Source organism: Sorangium sp. So ce176, from assembly GCF_051519835.1.
In the GTDB taxonomy this organism is placed as follows: Bacteria; Myxococcota_A; Polyangia; order Polyangiales; family Polyangiaceae; genus Sorangium; species Sorangium cellulosum_G.
The window spans coordinates 11,776,137-11,795,943 of the sequence record NZ_CP150371.1 but is presented as its reverse complement, the minus strand read 5'-3'; the positions used below and the strand labels follow the sequence as shown (position 1 = coordinate 11,795,943).

Annotated in this window: 18 protein-coding genes and 1 pseudogene; 10 read left to right on the top strand and 9 right to left on the bottom strand. The window is 72.2% G+C overall.

The annotated features are described in order from the left end of the window. Window positions 1–65 precede the first annotated feature (65 nt). The 3 genes from WMF42_RS44560 to WMF42_RS44550 all read right to left on the bottom strand — a co-directional run bounded on the left by WMF42_RS44560 (window position 66) and on the right by WMF42_RS44550 (window position 5,613). On the bottom strand, window positions 66–2,261 hold the full coding sequence (locus WMF42_RS44560) for a M20/M25/M40 family metallo-hydrolase (RefSeq protein WP_437689361.1): 2,196 nt from the start codon (window positions 2,259–2,261) through the stop codon (window positions 66–68). Continuing rightward, window positions 2,255–2,668 carry a hypothetical protein gene (locus tag WMF42_RS44555; RefSeq protein WP_061612655.1) on the bottom strand — a complete coding sequence of 138 codons (414 nt, stop codon included), beginning with the start codon at window positions 2,666–2,668 and terminating at the stop codon, window positions 2,255–2,257. Before WMF42_RS44555 ends, WMF42_RS44560 begins: the two co-directional genes overlap by 7 nt. A 251-nt stretch (window positions 2,669–2,919) precedes the next feature. Continuing rightward, window positions 2,920–5,613 carry a HEAT repeat domain-containing protein gene (locus tag WMF42_RS44550; RefSeq protein ID WP_061612656.1) on the bottom strand — a complete coding sequence of 898 codons (2,694 nt, stop codon included), beginning with the start codon at window positions 5,611–5,613 and terminating at the stop codon, window positions 2,920–2,922. A 229-nt stretch (window positions 5,614–5,842) separates the two neighbouring features. On the opposite strand from WMF42_RS44550, the gene WMF42_RS44545 reads away from it, so the two are divergent. From WMF42_RS44545 to WMF42_RS44510, 8 genes and pseudogenes are all read left to right on the top strand, one after another. Further along, window positions 5,843–6,388: a TlpA family protein disulfide reductase gene (locus WMF42_RS44545; protein ID WP_437689358.1), complete on the top strand. Its 546-nt coding sequence runs from the start codon at window positions 5,843–5,845 to the stop codon at window positions 6,386–6,388. Between the two features lie 11 nt (window positions 6,389–6,399). Then, window positions 6,400–7,551, top strand: coding sequence for an SUMF1/EgtB/PvdO family nonheme iron enzyme (locus tag WMF42_RS44540; RefSeq protein ID WP_437689356.1), 1,152 nt, complete (start codon window positions 6,400–6,402; stop codon window positions 7,549–7,551). Window positions 7,552–7,797: 246 nt separating this feature from the next. Beyond that, entirely contained in the window at window positions 7,798–8,577 is a 780-nt protein-coding gene (locus WMF42_RS44535) for a hypothetical protein (RefSeq protein ID WP_437689354.1), read from the top strand. A 53-nt stretch (window positions 8,578–8,630) separates the two neighbouring features. Beyond that, complete coding sequence (locus WMF42_RS44530; RefSeq protein WP_437689353.1) at window positions 8,631–9,542, top strand: helix-turn-helix domain-containing protein; 912 nt, start codon at window positions 8,631–8,633, stop codon at window positions 9,540–9,542. Window positions 9,543–9,886: 344 nt separating this feature from the next. Further along, window positions 9,887–10,405 (top strand): hypothetical protein, encoded by a 519-nt coding sequence (locus tag WMF42_RS44525; RefSeq protein WP_437689351.1) that lies wholly within the window; start codon window positions 9,887–9,889, stop codon window positions 10,403–10,405. A gap of 145 nt (window positions 10,406–10,550) precedes the next feature. After that, a pseudogene (locus tag WMF42_RS44520) lies at window positions 10,551–11,125 on the top strand (methyltransferase). Between the two features lie 46 nt (window positions 11,126–11,171). Beyond that, window positions 11,172–11,573, top strand: a complete 402-nt coding sequence (locus WMF42_RS44515) for an MmcQ/YjbR family DNA-binding protein (protein WP_061613381.1) — start codon at window positions 11,172–11,174, stop codon at window positions 11,571–11,573. 237 nt (window positions 11,574–11,810) lie between these two features. After that, the gene (locus tag WMF42_RS44510) at window positions 11,811–12,308 is read left to right on the top strand and encodes a hypothetical protein (RefSeq protein ID WP_063816021.1); all 498 of its coding nucleotides are present in this window, start codon (window positions 11,811–11,813) and stop codon (window positions 12,306–12,308) included. Window positions 12,309–12,325: 17 nt separating this feature from the next. Here the strand turns inward: WMF42_RS44510 and WMF42_RS44505 are convergent, their stop codons facing one another. The 4 genes from WMF42_RS44505 to WMF42_RS44490 are packed head-to-tail and all read right to left on the bottom strand — an operon-like array spanning window position 12,326 to window position 15,127. Then, window positions 12,326–13,486 (bottom strand): NADH-quinone oxidoreductase subunit D, encoded by a 1,161-nt coding sequence (locus WMF42_RS44505; RefSeq protein ID WP_061613383.1) that lies wholly within the window; start codon window positions 13,484–13,486, stop codon window positions 12,326–12,328. Next, window positions 13,483–14,031: an NADH-quinone oxidoreductase subunit C gene (locus tag WMF42_RS44500; RefSeq protein ID WP_061613384.1), complete on the bottom strand. Its 549-nt coding sequence runs from the start codon at window positions 14,029–14,031 to the stop codon at window positions 13,483–13,485. The genes WMF42_RS44505 and WMF42_RS44500 overlap by 4 nt, the downstream gene beginning before the upstream one ends. A gap of 29 nt (window positions 14,032–14,060) precedes the next feature. Continuing rightward, window positions 14,061–14,609 carry an NADH-quinone oxidoreductase subunit NuoB gene (gene nuoB, locus WMF42_RS44495; RefSeq protein WP_081427129.1) on the bottom strand — a complete coding sequence of 183 codons (549 nt, stop codon included), beginning with the start codon at window positions 14,607–14,609 and terminating at the stop codon, window positions 14,061–14,063. After that, window positions 14,606–15,127, bottom strand: coding sequence for an NADH-quinone oxidoreductase subunit A (locus tag WMF42_RS44490; protein WP_437689347.1), 522 nt, complete (start codon window positions 15,125–15,127; stop codon window positions 14,606–14,608). Before WMF42_RS44490 ends, nuoB begins: the two co-directional genes overlap by 4 nt. A gap of 304 nt (window positions 15,128–15,431) precedes the next feature. Between WMF42_RS44490 and WMF42_RS44485 the strand changes: the two genes are divergently transcribed. Beyond that, window positions 15,432–16,256 carry an undecaprenyl-diphosphate phosphatase gene (locus WMF42_RS44485; protein ID WP_437689345.1) on the top strand — a complete coding sequence of 275 codons (825 nt, stop codon included), beginning with the start codon at window positions 15,432–15,434 and terminating at the stop codon, window positions 16,254–16,256. A 68-nt stretch (window positions 16,257–16,324) separates the two neighbouring features. Next, window positions 16,325–17,461 (top strand): mannose-1-phosphate guanylyltransferase, encoded by a 1,137-nt coding sequence (locus WMF42_RS44480; protein ID WP_437689343.1) that lies wholly within the window; start codon window positions 16,325–16,327, stop codon window positions 17,459–17,461. A 9-nt stretch (window positions 17,462–17,470) separates the two neighbouring features. Here the strand turns inward: WMF42_RS44480 and rsmI are convergent, their stop codons facing one another. Beyond that, on the bottom strand, window positions 17,471–18,349 hold the full coding sequence (rsmI, locus tag WMF42_RS44475) for a 16S rRNA (cytidine(1402)-2'-O)-methyltransferase (protein ID WP_437689341.1): 879 nt from the start codon (window positions 18,347–18,349) through the stop codon (window positions 17,471–17,473). Window positions 18,350–18,352: 3 nt separating this feature from the next. Next, window positions 18,353–19,648, bottom strand: coding sequence for an RNA polymerase factor sigma-32 (locus WMF42_RS44470; protein ID WP_437689339.1), 1,296 nt, complete (start codon window positions 19,646–19,648; stop codon window positions 18,353–18,355). Window positions 19,649–19,807: the final 159 nt, after the last annotated feature.

Here is a 19,807-nt window from a genome sequence, read left to right as displayed (position 1 = left end):
CCGGCGAAGGGCCCTGCGCCGTCGCGCCGGCGCGGCCGACAGCGCGGCGCGACGAGGGCGCCACCTCATCGGCCGGGGGCGGGGATGACCTTGAGCGGCACCCGGGTACCGCCGCGATCGACCTCGATCACGACCTCGCGGCCCGGCTCGAGATCGCCGAACGCGAACATGAAATCGTGGATGTTGGTGATCGCGTGCGTGCCGATGCGCACGATCACGTCCCCCGCCTGCATCCCGGCGCGCGAGGCGGGCGCGTCGGGGATCACGCCCGTGAGCTTCACGCCGGGCCCCTGGTATGCGTAGTCCGGCATCGTGCCGAGCGACACCCGGAAGCCGCCGCGCTTGCTGCGGTGCGGGTCGGCCGGGGGGTCGGTGAAGGGCAGCCGCGCGTCGCGCTGCGCGAGCGCGAGCGCCATCCGCGCGGCGAGCACCGAGCAGCGCGAGACGCCCGCCACGTTGATCTTGTCCGCTGTGTCGCTCGGCCGGTGGTAGTCCTCGTGGACGCCGGTGAACAGGAAGGCGACCGGCACGCGCGACGCCGTGAACGACGTGTGGTCGCTCGCGCCGAAGCCCTCGACGCCGTACTGGAGCGTGACACCGAGCCCCTGGGCGGCGCCGTCCACGATCGGCCTCCAGTCGGGCGACGTGCCCAGGCCGTCGACGAGGAGCTTGTCCTCGCGCATCCGGCCGACCATGTCCGCGTTGATCATGGCCACGACCTGCTTCATCCCCGCGAGCGGCGCCGGCGGGTGATCGACGAAGTGGCGCGAGCCGATGGTGCCGAGCTCCTCGGCGCCGAACGCGATGAACAGCAGGCTCCGATCCGGCCGCGTGGGGAGCGCGGCGAACCGACGCGCCACCTCGAGCAGCATCGCGGTCCCCGACGCGTTGTCGTCGGCGCCGGGGTGCACCGCGTGCACGCCGGGCGCGCGCGAGTACGAGTTGCCGCCGTGGCCGAGGTGATCGTAGTGGGCGCCGACGACGACGTACTCGCCGGCGTGAGGGGAGCCGGCGCGCGCCGGGAGAAGCCCGATCACGTTCGACGCCGGCGCCATCCGCGGGGTGACCTTGGTCGTGATCTCGACGGTGATGCCGTCGAGCGGCTTCGGCGCAGGCGCCTTCGCTGCGGCCTGCTTCGCGGCCGCGGGCTTCGCCGCCGCCTGCTTCGCGGCGTCGGGCTTCACCGGCGGCGCGAGCCCGGCGGCCGGGAAGAGCGCCCGGGCGGCGGAGCGCGTGATCATGACGGCCGGGATGCCCATGCTCGACGCGTCGTCGGGCACGCGCGGGAGCTCATCGCCCGCCGCGACCAGGATGACGCCGACGGCCTTGTGCTCGCGGGCGGTGCGGAGCTTGTAGCGGACGCTGCCGAAATCGCGGAGCGCGTCCGGCCGCGGAGACGGCGCGTGATGCGGATCGGCGTGCGCGGCAGCGGCGTGCGGATCGGCGTGCGCGGCAGCGGCGGCTCCGCCGTGCGCGCCATGCGCCCCACCGGGCGCACCGCCGTGCGCGCCATGCGCCGCACCGGGCGCACCGGCGTGCGCCGCACCGGCGGCTCCGCCATGCGCTGCGCCGTGCGCCGCGCCGGCGGCCCCGCCGTGCGCCGCGCCGGCGTGCGCCGTCGCCCCCGGGCCGCTGCCCAGCGTGGGCGCGCCGTCGAGCACGACGGCGATCTTCCCCTCGATGTCACGGCCGCCGTAGTCGTCCCAGGAGAGCGCCGGAGCGGTCACGCCGTGACCCACGAGCACCGCGGAACCCGAGATCGCGCCGCTCGCGCTCCCGTCGGCCGTGACCAGCTTGCCGGCCTCGACGTTCTGCTTCCGGCCCGCGCGCTGCACGACGAGCGCCGCCGGCGCCACGTCGGCGCCCACGCGCGCGTCGAACGGCTGCATGTAGGCCCTGGCGCCCCCGTCGCGGCCGCCGCCGAGCGGCTGCAGCCCTAGCTCGGAGAACTGGCGCGCGATGAACTCGGCCGCGCGCTCGGCGCCCGGCTCGCCCGTGCCGCGCCCCGCGAGCTCGGGCGACGCGAGGTAGGTGACGTCCCCCTTGATCCTCGCCTCCGCGGCGGGGTCGACGTCGATCGAGACCGGCGCGGCGGGCGCCGCCGCAGCGGCCGGCTTCGAGGCCGGCGGCGCGGGCGCCTCGCGAGGCGGCGCGGCCGGCGGAGCGCACGCCGCGAGCGCGGCGAGCACGCCCGCGACGAGGCCGCGGCGGAGGCCCACTGCGCGCGCCGGGCGGGCCGCGGCGGGGCCCGCGCTCACCATGGCGCGGCCTTCTGCGCCGCGCGGACCAGCTCGAGCGCGCGGCGGCCGATGTACTCCTCCACGTCGGCGGGCGCGATGTGGCGGTCCTTCGCGAAGTCGAACTCGCGCGGCTTGCCGTCGCCGAAGGTCACCCGGACGATCGCCGAGTCGCGCAGCAGCTCCAGCGCGAGGCTGAACTCGCCGAACGCGAGCCGATGCTTGTCCGGCTCCTGGGAGAACACGATGGGCTGCCCCTTCTCCTGCAGCTTCTCGTGCGCGAACTTCAGCGACTCGGCCCCCAGCGACACGGCCGACTCCGCGGCCGCGAGCGCCTCGGCGACCCGCTTCTTGTGCCGCGCGAGCTCCTCCGCCTCGCGCTCCGCCTTCGATTTCACGGCCTCGATGAGCTCATCACGCCAGGTAGCCACAGTGCACCTCGGCGCGAACACTCTTCCGAAACGTGCGTTTTGTCCAGCCCGACGCGCCCGATCGCCGGCCGCCCCGGCCAGCCGGCGCGCCCCGGACACGGGCTCGGCCGCGCCGCCAGACAAAAACAGAAAGCCCGGGATCTCCGGGGAGGACGGCCTCCCTCGAGAGCTCCCGGGCCTCTGCCGGCGCCGCGGCGGCCGGGTCGACCCCGCGCCGGCTCGGGCGCCGGCGCGGGCCCACGTTGCGCGCGCTACTGCACGTCGGAGCCGCCGGCCTTGGCCGGGGCGAGCGCGCTCAGGTCCTCGGCCACGGTGGCCTTCGGGTTCATGAGCTCGTGGAACGCGCGCTTCGCGAGCGCGCCGGTCTCGCCCGGCTCGTGCCGCAGGGCCATGAGCGCGCCCTTCTCCTTCATGAACTTGAGCGTCTCGATCGCGCCCTTCTTCTGCTCGCCGTCGCCGCTCCTGGCCGCCTGGTAGAGCCGGTAGCGCAGCACGACGCGCGTCTCCGAGTGCGGGCCGTTGTCGTACTTCAGGTTGTCGAACTGCGCCTGGAGCCGCTGCCGCGCCCACTCCTGCGGCGCGTCGGCGACCTTCACGCGCGTGATCGCCTCGGCGTTCGCCACGTACCGGTACAGGTTGCCGCGCTTGAAGTCCTCGTCCGACCAGTAGCCGAAGGCGCGGTAGTAGTGGTCCTTCAGGTCGTCGAGCGCGCCCTTGTCGAAGTCGGCGTACATCGCGACCGTCCGCGCCGCGGTGTCGCTCGTGCCGCCGAGGATGAGCGCGAGCGCCGCCGCGTTCCGGACCTCGACGTCCTTGAGCTTCTCGAAGAGCTGCCCCTGCACCCCCTCGTCGAAGCCGCCGATGCCGATGGCGCGCGCGATCGCCATGCGCACCCCGGGGTCGATGTCGGCCGTGAGCAGCGGGGCGAGCTCGCCGGCCGCGCTCGGCACCGGCCGGAGCGCGAGCGACGACGCGTAACAGGCGCCGATGAGCTGCTTGCGCGGCTCCTTCTGGCTGGCGAAGTCCTTCGCCTTCTTCGCCACCTCGAGCATCGTCTTGTCGTCGGCGCACCACGCGAGCGCCTCGCACGCGGCCTGGCGGGCCTCCTCGTGCCACGTCTCGTCCTCGATGAGCTTCGTCAGCGGCTCCACCGCGCGCGCGTCGCCCCACTCGGCGAGCCCCTGCGCCGCGCCGTAGGCGACAGCGCGCAGCGCCATGCCCATCATCGCGAGCCCGGCGCCCTGGAGCCCGTCCTGGGTGATGTCCATCTTCGGGTCCTTCTTCCGCTTGAACTGCTCGAGCAGCCGCGGGTAGGAGGGCTCGTCCTTCATCCGCCCGATGTAGCGGAGCGCGCTCTGCGCGGTCTCGAACGCGGCCGGGAACGGCGGCTGCTGCCCCTCCTTGGGGAGCGGGTCCGTCGGGAAGGCCCAGTCGCGCATGTCCTTCAGGATCTTCTCGGAGCGGATCGTGGCGAGGAAGCGCAGGCCGTTCGCGTGCGGCTGCGGGCGATCCTTGAGCCACAGGATGACCGGGGCCTCGGCCGCGGCCTTGAGCTCGGCGCTCTTGTCGGCGTGGACCGTGGCGAGGTCGGCGAGCATGCGGGCGCCGACGACGCGCGGCAGGTCGGTGCGCGACAGGTGCCCGCCCTCGTCCGCCTCCCAGAACTTCTCGAGCTTGTAGAGCTTGAGCGGGTCGGCCAGCATCCGCTCGCCGATGTACTTCGCGCCGCGGATGTCGCCGACCTCGGCGAGCCGCGTCCCCGCCTCGCCCTGCCAGTGCAGCGCCGGCTTCTTGGCCTCGATCCACTTCACGAGCGGGTCGGCCGACCGCGGATCGGCGAGCTCGCGCAGCATCTCCATGATCTGCTTCGTCTGGAACCAGGTCGTCTCCTCGGGATCCTGCTTCACGCTGTCGAGGGCGAGGACGAGCCCCTCGCCGCCGATGCCGTCGCGCAGCGCCTCGAGGAAGCGCTGGCGGCTGTCCTTGTCGGCGTTCGACAGCGCCTCGAGGAGCGGGGCGCGCGCCGTCTCGTCGCCGATGCGGCCGAGGCCGTTCGCGGCCTCGCGCGCGACCTCGACGTCCTTGTCCTTCACGAGGGAGATCAGCGCGCTCGTCCACTTCGGCTCGGCGTTGCGCGACAGCACCGTCGCGACGAGCTGCCGCACCGACGGGCTCTCGTCGGTCGCGAGCTTGGCGAGCTCGTCGAGCGACACGAGGCCGGCGAGCTTCTCGGGGTCGAAGGCGTTGCCGCCGCCGAGCCGCTCGACCTTCGAGAGGAACCCCTTGCGGTACTGGTCCATCGCGTCCTTGAACGCGGCCGGCTCCTTGAGCTCGACGAGGGCCCAGACGATCTGGGGGCGGTCGCTCTCGTCCGCGACCTTGAGCGCCTCGAGCAGCGCGGGCTTGGCGCTGTCGGCCTTGGGCGAGCCGTAGTAGGCGAGCACCTGCGCGGCGACGCCCTTCACGCGGTGGTCGGGGAGCTTGAGCGCGTTGGTCGCGTGCGTGACGCCCTCGGGGTCGCCGGCCCACGCGAGCTGCATGAGCGCCTCTTGCTGGAGCGACAGCTCGGCGTTCGAGGCGGCCCACTTGCGCCAGAGCGGGAGCTGGTCCTTCTTCGGAAGGACGAAGATGTTCTTCTTCTCCTTGGAGATGGCGTCGGCCGTCAGCTTTTGGCCCTCCTGCTTCACGCCGAACCAGATGGCGCCCGCGGCGCCGAGCGCGAGGAGGATGCCGACCACGATCGACACGGGGCTGAAGCGGCCGCGCTTGAAGTTGCCGTCGTCCGCGAAGCCGCCGCCCCCGGGCGCCGGCGGGGCGCCGGGCAGATCATCGCTGTCATCGGGGGGCCACTTGGCCGCCCACTTGGCCGCAAGGGGCCCGGGCGGTGGGCGCCGTCCGCGCGGCCCCGTGGTATTTTCTCGTGAAAGATTCGGACGATCCAGCATGGTTCCTCCAGCGCGCGGGCGACGACGTTACCCGAACGGCGGTGGCATCGCGCGGAGAGCCGCGCTGCGCCCCCGATCCCCACCGGCGGCGGCGGCGTCGCGCGGAGAGCCGCGCTGCGCCCCCGACCCCGGGCCAGGCGTCGAAGCGCCCGGCCGGTCGAGGCGCCGGACCGTACCAGAGCCGCTCGGACGTAGGCCCAAAGATTTGCTATGAAGACCAGGCCGCCGTATGGCCGAACCCGAGTTCAATTCCGGTAAGATTCTCTACCCCGCGCTCGCGGCGCTGATCGCCCTGAGCGCGCTCATCGGCCTGACGGTCCTGCCCCGCCTGTCGCCCGGGGTGGGGGGCATGGTCGGCGCGATGGCCCCCGACGTGACGCTCCCCGTCGCGGCGAACGGCGAGCCCGGCGCGCGCATGCAGCTCGCCGAGCTGAAGGGCCAGCCGGTGATCCTGGACTTCTGGGCCACCTGGTGCGGTCCCTGCGCGGTCCAGGCGCCGATCCTCGACCGGATCGCGCGCCGGTACGAGAAGAAGGGGCTCGTGGTGCTCGGCGTCAACGTCGACGATCCGCCGCACGTGGCGAGTCAGTACGCGCTCAAGAAGGGCCTCTCGTATCCCATCCTCATCGACGACGCGAAGGACGCCTCGATGCGTTACGGGGTGGACAAGCTGCCGAGCCTGGTGGTGATCGACAGGCAGGGGAAGGTCGCGGCGTACCTGACCGGCGTCGTCGACGAGGCGAGCCTCTCCGAGATCATCGCGGCCACCCTCTGACGTCGCTCCCGGTGTCGAAGCCCTCCCGTCCCCTGCGCGTCGCGCTCGCGGCGCTCGCCGCTGCGCCGCTGTCCTGCTCCCGGGGCGACGCCGATCGCGGCCGCGACGCCGGCGCCGCGCCGCCGGCGGCCAGCGCCCCCGCGCCGTCGGCGGGGCCCGCGGCCTCGGCCCCTGCGGCGCCCGGCGATGCCGGCGCGGCCCCGGGGGCTCCCGCGGCGACCGGCGATGCCGGCGCGCCGGTGGCGGCCGGCGATCCGATGGCGACGCACCACGAGGCGCGCGAGGATCTGGTGCGGCTCTTCTCGCTGAAGGAGCTCACGGAGCGCGAGCGCAGGCTCAAGAACCCCGAGCTCTTCCTGGAGAAGAACTTCGGCGGCGGCACGCCGGCCCGCATCAACCAGGGCAACAAGGAGCTCGCGCGGCACACGCGCTCGAAGCAGCAGTGCCTCGAGGGCCTCGAGGGCGTCGTCCTCCAGACGGAGGAGCAGCGCGCCCGCTGCGGCGGCCACGAGAACATGGTGCCCGTCTTCAAGACCGCCCGCGGGAAGCCGAAGCCGGCCGCGTTCTGCATCGACATCTTCGAGTTCCCGAACAAGCCGTGCGAGCTGCCGATGGTGTGGGCGAGCCCTACGCAGGCGGCGTCCGTGTGCAGCCTGCAGGGCAAGCGCCTGTGCACCGAGGACGAGTGGAGCCTCGCGTGCCGCGGCGACCCGGAGGGCGGCGCGCCGAGGACGTACGCCTATGGCGACGAGCTCGACCTCACCGTCTGCCACACGCAGACGCGGCACCGCGAGATCGACGGCAAGCCCTGCGACGGCGACACAGCGCGCTCTGCCTACCAGACCTGCGCGACAGACACCGAGCCTGCGGGGTCGTACCCTGCGTGCCGCTCGCGGTTCGGGGTCTTCGATCAGCACGGCAACGTCGCCGAGATCATGACCCGCCGCGACCGCGACGACGGCAAGCTGTACAGCCAGCTCAAGGGGAGCGCCTGGTTCTACGTCGAGGTAGCCCGCGAGCACGACGCCCCCCGGCCGAAGAAGGGCCGGGAGACCTACCCCGATCACTGCGCCTTCAGCCCGCGGTGGCACGTGGAGCCGATGGAGAACGCGTGGCACGCGAACTACCACCTCGGCTTCAGGTGCTGCGCGACGATCCGCTGAGCCCGGCGCGGCGTCCGCGCGACCGGCGCCGCGTCCGCGCGACAGAAGGGCCGAGGGTCGGCCCGCGTGGGCGCGGATGCGCGGACAACGCACCTTCGCGGTGACCGAAACGAGAGTGTTTCTCGGGGCTTCTGAAAACGGCTCAACAAAATGAGCCCTGGAGCGCCACAAGCATCGATATTTTTCCGCGCCTCCACACCGATTTCATCTCGCATCCACGAGAGTGCGTTTGCTATCCCTATCCGCATGATCAAGAAAGCCAGTCTCCTCGGGTTGCTGGGTGTGGTCTCCGTCACTTCGCTGTTCCTCGGGTGCAAGGACGAGCCGATCGGCGGCGGCTCACAGGCCCTCGTGGCGGAGTGTGTCGACCCGGGTGCCGCGATCCCGGAGGGTGAGTGGGTGTGCGGCGAGGAGCGAACCGTCGAGTGCACGGCGCCCTCGGGCGCGTACGTCGAGACCATCTATGCGCAGCTCTCGACGGGCACCTGCGCCGAGGCGACAGTGTCTGTCTCCGCGGAGGGGCCGTTCGCGCTCGGCGCGCACGAGATCGTGGTGACCGCAGAGGTGGCGGGCGGGGAAGCGGCGCTCGCGTCGCTCTGCACCTCGGAGCTCGTCGTTGTCGATACCGTCGCGCCGGTGCTCACGGACAGGCAGCCCGAGCTCTGGCCGCCGAACCACAAGTTCCACACCGTCACGGTGGATGACTGCGTCGCGGTGGAGGACGCCTGTGACGACGACGTGCAGGTGAGCTTCACCTATGCGGCGAGCGACGAGCCGCGCAACGACACGGGCGACGGCAACACCGAGGTGGACATCGCGAACCTCGGCTGTGATTCGGTGGACCTCCTCGCGGAGCGGAAGGGCAACGGCGACGCGCGCGTCTACACGCTCGGCGTCCGGGCGGTCGACGCGGCAGGCAACGTGACCGAGGGGGAATGCCACGTGATCGTTCCCCACGATCAGGGCGGCAAGGTGCCGGTCGACAGCGGGATCGCGTACCAGGAAGAGGCGCCTGCCTGCGACTGACGCGACTGACGCCGGCTTGAGCCGGCCTGCGCCGAGGAGTACCGTTTCCCTCGATGCACGCGCTGGTCCCTTGTGCACGGATAGTCCGCGGCTCGTCCGGTGAGAGCCGGTGGGAGCTCGCGACCCGGCCCCCGGCGCCACGCCTCCGCCCGTACCTCCGCGACTTCAGCGGCTACACCGAGGAGACGCCGGGACCGCTGCGGCGGCGCGAGTTCCCCAGGCCGCAGGTCGTCGTCATCATCGAGTTCGGGCCGCCGCTTCGCGTGTTCGACGCCGGGGGCGATCGCCCTTGTTCCCGGTACCCGGGCGGCTTCGTCGCGGGCATCGACGACACCTTCACCATCACCGAGCACGACGGGCTCCAGCGCGGGCTCCAGGTGAACCTCACCCCCATCGGCGCGCGGCTCTTCTTCGGCGTGCCGATGGCGGAGCTCACCGGGCGCGTGGTGTCCGCCCGCGATCTCCTCCCCCGCAAGCACGCCCGGCTGGCGGAGCGCCTCGAGGAGCTCCCCACCTGGGACGCGCGCTTCGACCTGATCGAGCGCGCGCTCGGCGAGCGCATCGACGAGGCCCGGATCGAGACGGGCGTTGTCTCGTGGGCGTTCCGGCGGATCGAGGAGCGCGGGGGCGCGGTCGACATGCGGGTCCTCGCGCGCGAGCTCGGCTACAGCCAGAAGCACGTCATCGGCCTGTTTCGCGAGCACGTGGGCGTCCCGCCCAAGCTCCTCGCGCGCCTCGTGCGCTTCGACCGGCTGGTGCAGCACCTCAAGGCGGGCGCCTCGGGGACGTGGGCGGAGCTCGCGCAGCGGTTCGGCTACTACGACCAGGCGCACCTCGCGCGGGACGTGAAGCAGTTCACCGGGACGACCCCGACGAGGGCGCGGGCGGAGCTCATCGAGATCCTCGGCCCATCGAACGAGGATCATGGGTCCTACGACGGGCGTTGCGATCGGCGGCAGGAGTAGGTGGTCAATCGGCGGAGACTGTCAATCGGACCCGAGATTGACCTGTCAGTGGCCACGTAGATACGCGGGAATCGGACGCAAGCTGGCTCCCGGAGATGGCCCCGCGGTAGACCCGCGGTGGTCGGCGTGACGAGAAGGGCAAGGGCTGGCGCGGGCGAGGCAGGCGCCGAAAAGCTGCGCGCGCCCCTCACGCAGGAAAGGAAATCTCTCGTCGAACGTAGGCCCGTCTGTCCATCGCGGTTGCCGAGACGCCCTCACGCCCAGCGCTTCCAGGCGCGGTGGCGTCGCCTCGAGGGCCGCGTGGGCATGCTCGGATGAACGTTCTCGTACAAGGAGATCTCGACATGACACGGATGAAGCTCTTCGGTTTTCTGATGGCTGGCCTCGCGCTGGTGGCGTGCGGCGATGACGACGTGGGCAACGGGGGCGAGACCGGGAGCGAGCTCGACGGCAAGCAGCTCGGCGCCCTGACGGCCGAGGAATCCGAGGAATTGTGCCATGACGTCGGCGCGCAGGCCGAGGCGCTCTCGAAGGAGGACAGATGCGAGCTCGCGGGGATGGCCGCCACCATCGTCGGAATGGATTGCGAGACCGCCAAGCAGGAGTGCATCAGCGCTCCGGAAGAGCCCGAGGAGGCCGAGGAGGCCGGATCGTGTGAGGGGCTCGGGTTCGCCGGCTGCACCGCGACGGTCGCGGAGTTCAAGGCCTGCGCGACCGCCATGGTCGATACAGTCGCGGCGCTCACGTGTGAATCGACGTTCGCCGACTTCACGCAGAAGCCCGCGGAGTGCGTCGCGCTCGAGAAGAAGTGCCCGGGGTTCTTCGAGGACGAGGAGGAGGAGACGGAGAGCGAAGGCCCCTGAGGTCGCGGCGCTCGACCCGCCGCGCGGCTCGACCTGGCCGGCAGGACCCCGCGGCGAGGTAAAATCTTTACAATACCCCCGACGTCGCGCTCCTCAAGATGAGGCGGGGCGCGATCCTGGCGCCGCCGCGATCTTCCACCAGGCCATGGTCGAGCTCACCCGCGGGGTCGCGCCGGGCATCGTCGGGGCCATCGACCTCGGCGGCGTCCGCCGGGTCGTCGACGTGGGCGGCGGCCACGGCGCCCTGCTCTGCGCGATCTTGGAGGCCCACCCCGCCGTGGAGGGGGCCGTCTTCGATCTCGAGCACGCGCGCGAGGGCGCGCTCGCGCTGTTCGCGTCGCGCGGCGTCGCCGCCCGCGCGTCGTTCGTCGCGGGGAGCGCTTCGACGCGGCGCCGCCGCCCGCCGACGTCTACGTGATGAAGAGCGTGATCCACGACTGGGACGACGCGCGCAGCCTGCAGATCCTCGGCAAGTGCCGCGAGGCGATCGCCGACGGGGCGCGCCTCCTCGTCGTGGAGCCGCCCGCGCCCACCGCGCGCGGGAACGCGACCCTTGACTGGATCCTCACGTTCAGCGACATCAACATGCTCGTGAACACGGGTGGACGCGAGCGCACGGAGGCCGAGTACCGCGCGTCGCTCGAGGCAGCGGGGCTCTGCGTGACGTGCGTGCGCGAGGCGCCGAGCTTCTTCCGGGTGTTCGAGGCGGTCCGGGCCTGAGCCCCGTCACGACAGCGTCCCATCCCACTTGCCGAGGCGTACCGTCATGATCTCCTCCGATGACTTCCAGAGACTCGCGCTGTCGCTGCCCGAGGCCGAGGAGCAGGACCACTTTGGCAAGCCGTCGTTCCGCGTGCGAGGGAAGATCTTCGCGACCCACTGGGTGGATCAGGAGAGCGCGGTCCTGAAGCTGTCGCTCGACGAGCAGGACAGCCTGGTGCAGGCGCAGCCCGACGTCTTCTCGGTGACGCCGTGGGGACACCAGGGCTGGACCCGGGTGGAGCTGCGTCGCGTCGACCGGACGCTCCTGGAAGAGCTGCTCGCAGGAGCCTGGCGTCGCGTCGCGCCGAAGCGCGTTGTCGCGCAATGGGAGGCCGGCCGCAGCGGTGAGCAGGCGGCGCCGCCGGGGTCTCCCGCACGCCCGCGGAGTCGCCGGCGCGCTACATGACGGCCCCGGAGGCGCACGGCCGGAGAGCGCCTCGGCCGCGCGCGGCGAGGCTCGCGCCGGAGGCGGCCGAGGTTTTTGTTTCCAACGGGAAGCAAAATTCAATCGTGACCGTAGTATGCTCGCTCCCGCGCGTCTGCCCGGTGGACGGATACAATCCGCTCGCTTCCTTCGACGGAGCCGCCCTCGAGCGCCGCGCGGGTACGCTCAGGTGAGCAATCTCGATCAAGGAGAGCTTGAATGACACGGATGAAGCTTGTCGGGGTTCTGATGGCTGGTCTCGCGCTCGCGGCTTGCGGCGGCGACGACGACGGGGGCGACGAGGTCAACAGCGGAGGTGACCTCGACGGCAAGCAGCTCAGCAGCCTGACGGCCGAGGAGTCTCAGGCGGTGTGCCAGGATCTCGCCGCGTCGGCCACCGTCACGAAGGAGGACGTGTGCGAGATCGCCGGCGCGTTCGCCAGCGCCTTCGGGGGTGCTGACTGCGAGGCCACGAAGGCAGAGTGCATGAGCGAGCCGGAGCAGCCCCCGCCGGACGAGGGTTGCGCCACCGCGGGCTTCACGGACTGCACCGCCACCGTGGCGGAGTACAAGGCCTGCATGACGGCCCAGGTCCAGGCCCTGAAGGCGATCACGTGCGCAACGCCGCTCGACACCGCCGCGGAGCCGCCCGCGGCGTGCGCGGCGCTCAGCGAGAAGTGTCCGGAGATCCTCGGCGGCCAGGCCGGGGGCGCCTAAGGCCTCTCCCCACCACGCTACCGGTCGATCTCGGGCGCGACGACATCGAAGCTCGCGATGAGCGCCACGAGGTCGGCCAGGAATAGCCCGGGGCTCTTGGCCTCGATCATCCCCATCGCGGTGAAGCTCCCCGTCCGGAACCGCGCCCGGTACGCCTCCTCCGCCCCCCGCCCGATCACGTAACACCCCATGTCGCCGCGGGCGCTCTCGATCCGCGCGTAGGCCTCGCCGTCGGGCCTCATCTTCTTGGGCAGCTTGCCCAGGATGTCGTCCTCGGGGTGCTCGTCGATCTTGTCGAGCGCCTGGCGGAGGATCTTCGCCGACTCGCGGCACTCCTCGACCCGGACGTAGAACCGGTCCCAGCAGTCGCCCACGGTCCCGTACCGACCGCGGCCCACGGGGACGTCGAACTCGAGCTCGGGATAGACCGAGTAGGCGTCCTCCTTCCGGAGATCCCATTTCACGCCGGAGGCGCGCAGGTTGGGGCCGACGAGCCCCCAGTCCTTCGCCTCCTCGGCCGTGACCACGGCGACGTTCGCCAGCCGCTTGATGAAGATGTCGTTCAGGCTGATGAGCCGGTCGAACTCGACCATGATCGGCTCGAAGCCGTCGAGCCACCGCTTCACCTTGTCGGCCCACCCCTTCGGCATGTCGAACGAGACGCCGCCGATGCGGTGGTAATTGAAGGTGAGCCGCGCGCCGCACAGCTCCTCGATGAAGTCGTTGATGTGCTCGCGCTCGCGCAGCGCCCACGGGAAGGGGGTGACGGCGCCGACGTCCATCGCCATCGCGCCGAGCGCGATCATGTGGCTCCCGATCCGGTTGAGCTCGCAGGAGATGACGCGCAGGTACTGCGCCCGCTTCGGCACCTCGATGCCCATCAGCTTCTCGCAGGCGCTCGCCCAGGCCTCGTTGGCGAACATCGCCGCGATGTAGTCGACGCGATCGGTGTACGGCATGAAGCCGCTGTAGGTGCAGCGCTCGCCGATCTTCTCGATGCTCCGGTGCAGGTAGCCGACGTCCGGCACCGCCTTCCGGATGATCTCGCCGTCCGTGGAGATGACGAAGCGGAGCACTCCATGGGTCGACGGGTGATGAGGCCCCATGTTGAGGGTCATCTCGTCGTCCATCTCCTGCCCCTCGCCCCCGCGGTCGACGCTGAAGATGACCTGGCTCATGACGCGTCCGCTTCCTTCTTCGGGAGCTTGATCTTGAAGAGCTCGATCGGGTTCGGCCGCTGCGTCGGGATGCCGCGGTACTCCGCCTTCTCCTGCCAGTCCTTGCGGAGCGGGTGGCCCTCCCAGTCGTCGGGCAGGAGCAGGCGCCGGAGGTCCGGGTGCCCCTCGAAGCGCACCCCGAGCAGGTCGTAGCACTCGCGCTCTTGCCAGTTCGCGGCCGACCACACGTCGACCAGCGTCGGCACCGACGGGCTCTCGCGATCGAGGAACGCCTTGAGGACGACGCGGTGCTTCTTCGCGTACGAATAGATGTGATAGACGACGACGATCTTCTTCAGATCGGGATAGTCGACCCCGGTGATGCACTCCAGGTAATCGAAGGCGAGCTCCGGCGCCTCGCGCAGGTGCCTGCACACGGCCTCGATCTTCTCGGGCGCGACCTGGAACCAGGCGTCGCGGTCCTTCGCGGACACGGGGTGGAAGTCGAAGACCGCCTCTTCGCCGAGGCTCGCCTGTAGCGCCTGGAAGGTCTCTTCGGGTGTCATGAGGTGCCGGGGTGGCCAGGGTGGATGAATCAGCCGCCCGTCGCGCCGCGGCGGTCGAGGGCCCGCTCGCTCTTGATCTTCTCCTGGATCTTCAGGAGCCCTTCGAGGAGCGCCTCGGGGCGCGGGGGGCAGCCGGGCACGTAGACGTCGACCGGGATGATCTGATCCACGCCCTTGCAGACCGAGTAGGCGTACTGGAAGAGGCCGCCGCAGTTCGAGCAGCTCCCCATCGAGATGACGAAGCGGGGCTCCGACATCTGGTCGTAGAGGCGCTTCACCCGGGTCGCCATCTTGTACGTCAGCGTCCCCGCGATGATGAACAGATCGCTCGACCGGGGGCTCGGCCGCGGGGCCGCGCCGAAGCGCTCGAGATCGCCGCGCGGGCCGCCGGTCTGCATCAGCTCGATGGCGCAGCAGGCCAGGCCGAAGAGCATGTACCAGACGCTGTTCGATCGCCCCCAGTTGAGGAGCCAGTTGACGGTCTGATCGACGCTCGTCGTGATGACGCCGCCGCCGTCGCTCTCGTACTTCGCTTCCCAGCCGCGGGGCGGGGCCATCAGGTTCAGGTTCGATGTCATGACTCCGCTCCTGCCTCGGCGACGGCCGCATGCCCCGCCGCCAGGCCCGGCGGCGCGACGTCGCCCGCGCTCGCGGTCGTCAGCGACGCGCGCGGCTGAGCCCGGCTGGTCACGTTCTGCGCCCCGCGCGGATCCCCCTTGATGGCGCGGATCCAGTTGAGATCGCCCTTCACGAGGACGTAGACGAAGCCGAGCATCAGGATGGCCACGAAGAGGAAGATCTCGATCAGCGCGAACAGCCCGCTGCCCTGGTCCACCCAGCGCTTGAACACCGCCGCGACCGGGTAGAGGAAGGCGATCTCGACGTCGAAGACGATGTAGATGAGCGCGACGATGTAAAACCGCGGGTTGAAGTTGAACCACGCGGGCCCGACGGGCGCCTCCCCGCACTCGTACGTCGCGACCTTCTCGGGGTACGGGTTGCTCGGGCGCAGCAGCTTGCCGAACAGCAGAGAGCCGAGGACGAAGCCGATCGCCACCAGGAAGAACGCGGCAACGCTGGCGTATGCCATCAACATCGAACGGAACCTCGCTCGGCTCGCCCTCCCCCGCCGCGGGCGGGAGAGCGCCAGATCCAGGGGGTTATGTAGGTGAAAAGATGAACCGCGGCAAGCCGGCAAACCCTGAAGGGGCGGCGCTCTCAGCCGGCGCCCGCGCGCTGTTTCATGCTGTTTCTCCAGGATGTTCCGCGGGCTCCGCGCTGCCCCTCGAACCCTCGTGCTCCAGGTCGCGCCGCGCTGCGGCGCGGCAACGCGGTGAGGCGACGCTCGAAGGCGCTGCTCGGGATCGACAGGAAGCGCCGGGCTGGAGTATCGGTCGAGCGTGGGTCTCGTGGACGTCGCGGTGCTCGCGGCCGTCGAGGGGGCGGCGCTCGCGCTGTCCATCTCGGCGACCGGCCACGGCGCCGCGGCGCGGCTCTGGCTCCGCGCGGCCGACGGCGACGCGTGGCTCGCGGCCGCGCAGGCGCTCGCGGCGGCCGCGGCGCTCGCGCTCGCCGTGCGGCGGCGGCTCCGGGGCTCGCTCGCCGAGGGCGCCCGGGCGCTCGCGCGGCCGTCGCTCTTCAGGACGTCGCCGCCAGCGCGCGACGCGGCGCTGCTCGCGCTGGGCGCCGCGGCGAGCCTGATCGTGGCGGCGGCGCTCCGGCCGTACGTCGCGCGCTGGGGGAGCGCGCCGCTCGCGGTGGGGCTCGGCCTGCTCGCCACCGGCGCGGCGCTCGCGAGCACGGCGGCCGCGCCGCGGCGCGGCGGTCGCGCGGGGACCGACGCGCCGTCGCTCGCCGGGATGATCGCGGCCGGCGCGGCGCACGGGCTCGCGGCGCTGCCGGGCGGATCGCGCGTCGGCGCGGCGCTCGTGCTGCTGCTCTGGCTCGGCGTCCGGCCGGCGCGCGCCGTCGAGACCGCGCTCGCGCTGAGCATCCCCGCGCTCCTTGTCTCGGGGCTCGCCGACGCGCGCGCGCTCGACGGCCCCTCGCCGGGGCCGGGCGCCGTGGCGCTGGGCCTGCTCGCCGCCTTCGTCTGCGCCGCTGCCGGAGCCGCCGCGCTCCGCGCGCTCGCCGAGCGGCGGCGCATCGCCGCGCTCGCGCTGTGGGTCATCCCGCTCGGCCTCGCGATGGTCGCCTACGCGCGGGCGCTGCCCGGCCCCTCCTGACGAATCCCCCTGCCATCGCGCCGCGACCGTGACGCCATGTTCGACATTGTACCCCGCAACGATCGCCCATGAGCCTGACCGACACCCCCGTCCATGTCCTGATCCTCGCCGGCGGCGCGGGCACGCGCTTCTGGCCGGCGTCGCGCGCCGCGCGCCCGAAGCAGCTCCTCCCCCTGCTCGGCGGCGAGCCGCTCATCACCGCCACGGCGCGCCGGGTGCTGCCGCTGTGCGCGCGCGGGGGGAGCGCCGGCTGGGAGCGCATCTGGATCGCGACAGGCGAGCACCTCGTGTCGCCCACGCGCGCCGCGCTGCCGGACGTCTCCGAGCGGCGCCTGCTCGTCGAGCCGGCGCCGCGCAACACGGCGCCGTGCATCGGCTGGGCCGCGGCGACCATCGCGCGCGACGATCCCGACGCGGTCGTTGTCGTGCTCCCGAGCGACCACCACATCGCCGACGTGCCGCGGTTCCTCGAGGTGCTGGAGGCCGCCGTCGCCTCGGCCTCGGGCGGCGCGATCACGACGATCGGCATCCGCCCGACGCACCCGGAGACGGGCTTCGGCTACATCGAGGCGGAGGAGGCGCCGGGCGCAGCGAGCGCGGCGCCCCGCAAGGTGCTGCGCTTCGTCGAGAAGCCGAGCCGGGAGCGCGCCGCGGAGTTCGTGGCGAGCGGCCGCTTCCTCTGGAACGCGGGCATGTTCATCTTCCGCGCGGGCGACATGCGGGCGGCGATCCGCGCCCACCTGCCCGCGCTCGCCGAGGGGCTCGACGAGATCGACAGCGCGGCCGCGCTGGGCGCCGCGGCCGAGGCGGAGGCCGTGCGGCGCGTGTTCCCGCGCCTGCCGGCCGTCAGCATCGACCACGGCGTGATGGAGCACGTGGCCGGGCTCGCGGTGGTGCCCGGCGATTTCGGCTGGAGCGACCTCGGGAGCTGGCAGAGCGCCTGGGAGCTCGCCGAGAAGGACGAGCGTGGCAACAGCGCGCCCGCCGGGTCGGTCCTGGTCGACGCGCAGGGCAACCACCTCGTCGATCTGCGCGCGCGCTCCGGCGGCGACGATGACCGCCGGGTGATCGCGCTCGTCGGCGTGGAGGGCCTCGTGGTGGTCGAGACCGACGACGCGCTGCTCATCGTGCCGCGCGACCGCGCGCAGGACGTGAAGCACGTGGTCGACGCCCTGAAGGCGCGAGGGCAGGGCCGGCACACGTGACCGCGTGATCTACTCGCGCGACGCGCCCCGCCGCGCCACCGCGCGCGCGTAGAGCTCCCTCCGCGGCAGGCCGAGCTCGACCGACAGCTCCTCGGCGATGTGCTTCGCCCGGCGCCCCTGCGCGAGCTCGCGATCGATCCGCGCGTCGATCTCCGCGTCGTCCAGCCCGGCGCCCGCGGCGGAGGGCTCGGCGGGCGCGAGCACGAGCGTGATCTCGCCGAGCCACTCCCGCTCGAGCGCCGCGAGCTCCTCCACGGTGCCGCCCAGGATCTCCTCGTGCACCTTCGTCAGCTCGCGCGCGACGACAGCGCGACGATCGCGCATCCGCTCGGCGAGATCCGCGAGCGTCTCGCGGAAGCGCCGCGGCGACTCGAACAGCACCACCGCCTCCGGCGTCGAGGTGACCAGCGCCAGCACCTCGCGCCGCTCGCGCCCGCCGCGGGGCAGGAACCCCACGAAGCGGAAGCCCCCCGTCACGAGCCCCGAGGCGCTCACCGCCGCCATCACCGCGCTCGGCCCGGGGATCGCCACGACGCGCGCCCCCGCCTGCGTCGCCGCGCGCACCAGCGCCGTCCCTGGATCGCTGACGACAGGCGTGCCGGCGTCGGTCATGAACGCGATCGACTCGCCCGCCGCGAGCCGCGCGGCCGCCCGCGCCGCGTCCGCCTCCGAGGCGTGCGCGTCGAACCGGTCGACCGGCTTGCCCGAGACGCCGAGGTGGCCGAGGAGCAAGCGGGCGCGCCGCGTGTCCTCCGCGAGGATCCGGTCCGCCGCCCGCAGCGTCTCGACCGCGCGCAGCGTGATGTCGCCGAGGTTGCCGATCGGCGTCGCGACCACGTAGAGGCACCCGTGGCCGCTCGCCCCACCCTGCTCGCCGCCGATCGACAAGGCCTAGTCCGCCTCGACGGCGTCCCCGAGCTCCTCCTGGAGGTACGTGCGCAGCTTCGACTGGAGCCGCGCCTCGAGCTGGCGCACGCGCTCGCGCGAGATGCCGAACTCGTTGCCGAGCTCCTGGAGCGTGAGCGGATCCTCCGCCGCCATCCGCTTGTCGAAGATGATCACGTCCTTGCCCTTCAGCGTCTCGCGGAACTTCGAGAGCCGATCGTGGACGAGCATGCCCATCTCGCTCGCCTCGAAGGCGCTGTCCGGGCCCACCCCCGACGAGACGAGCATCTCCACGCGCGGGATCGAGCGCCCCTCGAGATCGCCGACCGGGGCGTCGAGCGACGCCTCGCCGCTCGAGAGGCGGCGGTCCATGTCGACCACCTCCTTCTCCTCGACCGACAGGCGCTTCGCGATCTCCGCCGCCGTGGGCTCGATGCCCATCGCCGAGAGCTTCGCCTTCTCCTTGTTGAGGTTGAAGAAGAGCTTCCGCTGCGCCTGCGTCGTGCCGAGCTTCACCAGGCGCCAGTTGTTGAGGATGAAGCGGAGGATGTACGCGCGGATCCACCAGGCCGCGTAGGAGGAGAGCTTGACGCCGCGGTACGGGTCGTAGCGCTTCACGGCCTGCATCAGGCCGATGTTCCCCTCCTGGATGAGGTCCATGATGTTCTTGTAGGCGCGCCGGTACTCGTACGCGAGCTTCACAACGAGCCGCAGGTTCGCCGTCACGAGCCGCGCGGCGGTCGCGACGTCCTGCGTCTTCACGTACTTGACCGTCAGCTCCTTCTCCTCTTCCGGCGTGAGCAGCCGGTGCCGCTGCACCTCGCGCAGGTAGGCCTGCAGCGGGTCGGTGCGCGACAGCGCCGCGTCGCCGCTGCCGCGGCCCTCGCTGGCGCTGAGGCGCGAGGAGCGCGGGATCTCGATGTCGTTCAGGTCGACGCTCGCGTCGTCGATGACCTCGCCGACGACCTCGACGACGTCGCCCTCGTCGACGTCGCCCTTCTCGGCGCTGCTCTCGGGCGCGGCGTCCGCCTCGTCGTCGTCCTCGCGCGCGCCGTCGTCGTCGCCGGCCGCGGGCTGCGGCTCGCCGCCGCGCGCGCGCCCCGCTGCCTTCGCGGAGGGGCGCGCGCGGCGCTTCAAGGTCGGCCGGGGGGCCGCGCCGTTCGCCTCACCCGCGTCGGGCGGGACGTCCGCCTCCGCGTCCTCCGCCCCGGATCGGGGACCCGCCTTCGCCGTGCCCTCGGGCTGCGGCGCATCGGCCCCCTTCGTTCGCTTCGCTCGCGGCTCGCTCTTGCTCTTCGCCACCCGGACCTCGTCTCGAAGTTCTAGTACAGCCCCGCCGCGTCGCGCCACCTGCGCCGGCGCGCAGTCGACACAGCCGCCCCGCGACCCGAGGCTACCCGCCCCGCAATCCACGGGAAGGCCTCGGGGTTGGCAGGGCAGGAAGAGAGCGCGCGGGATCGG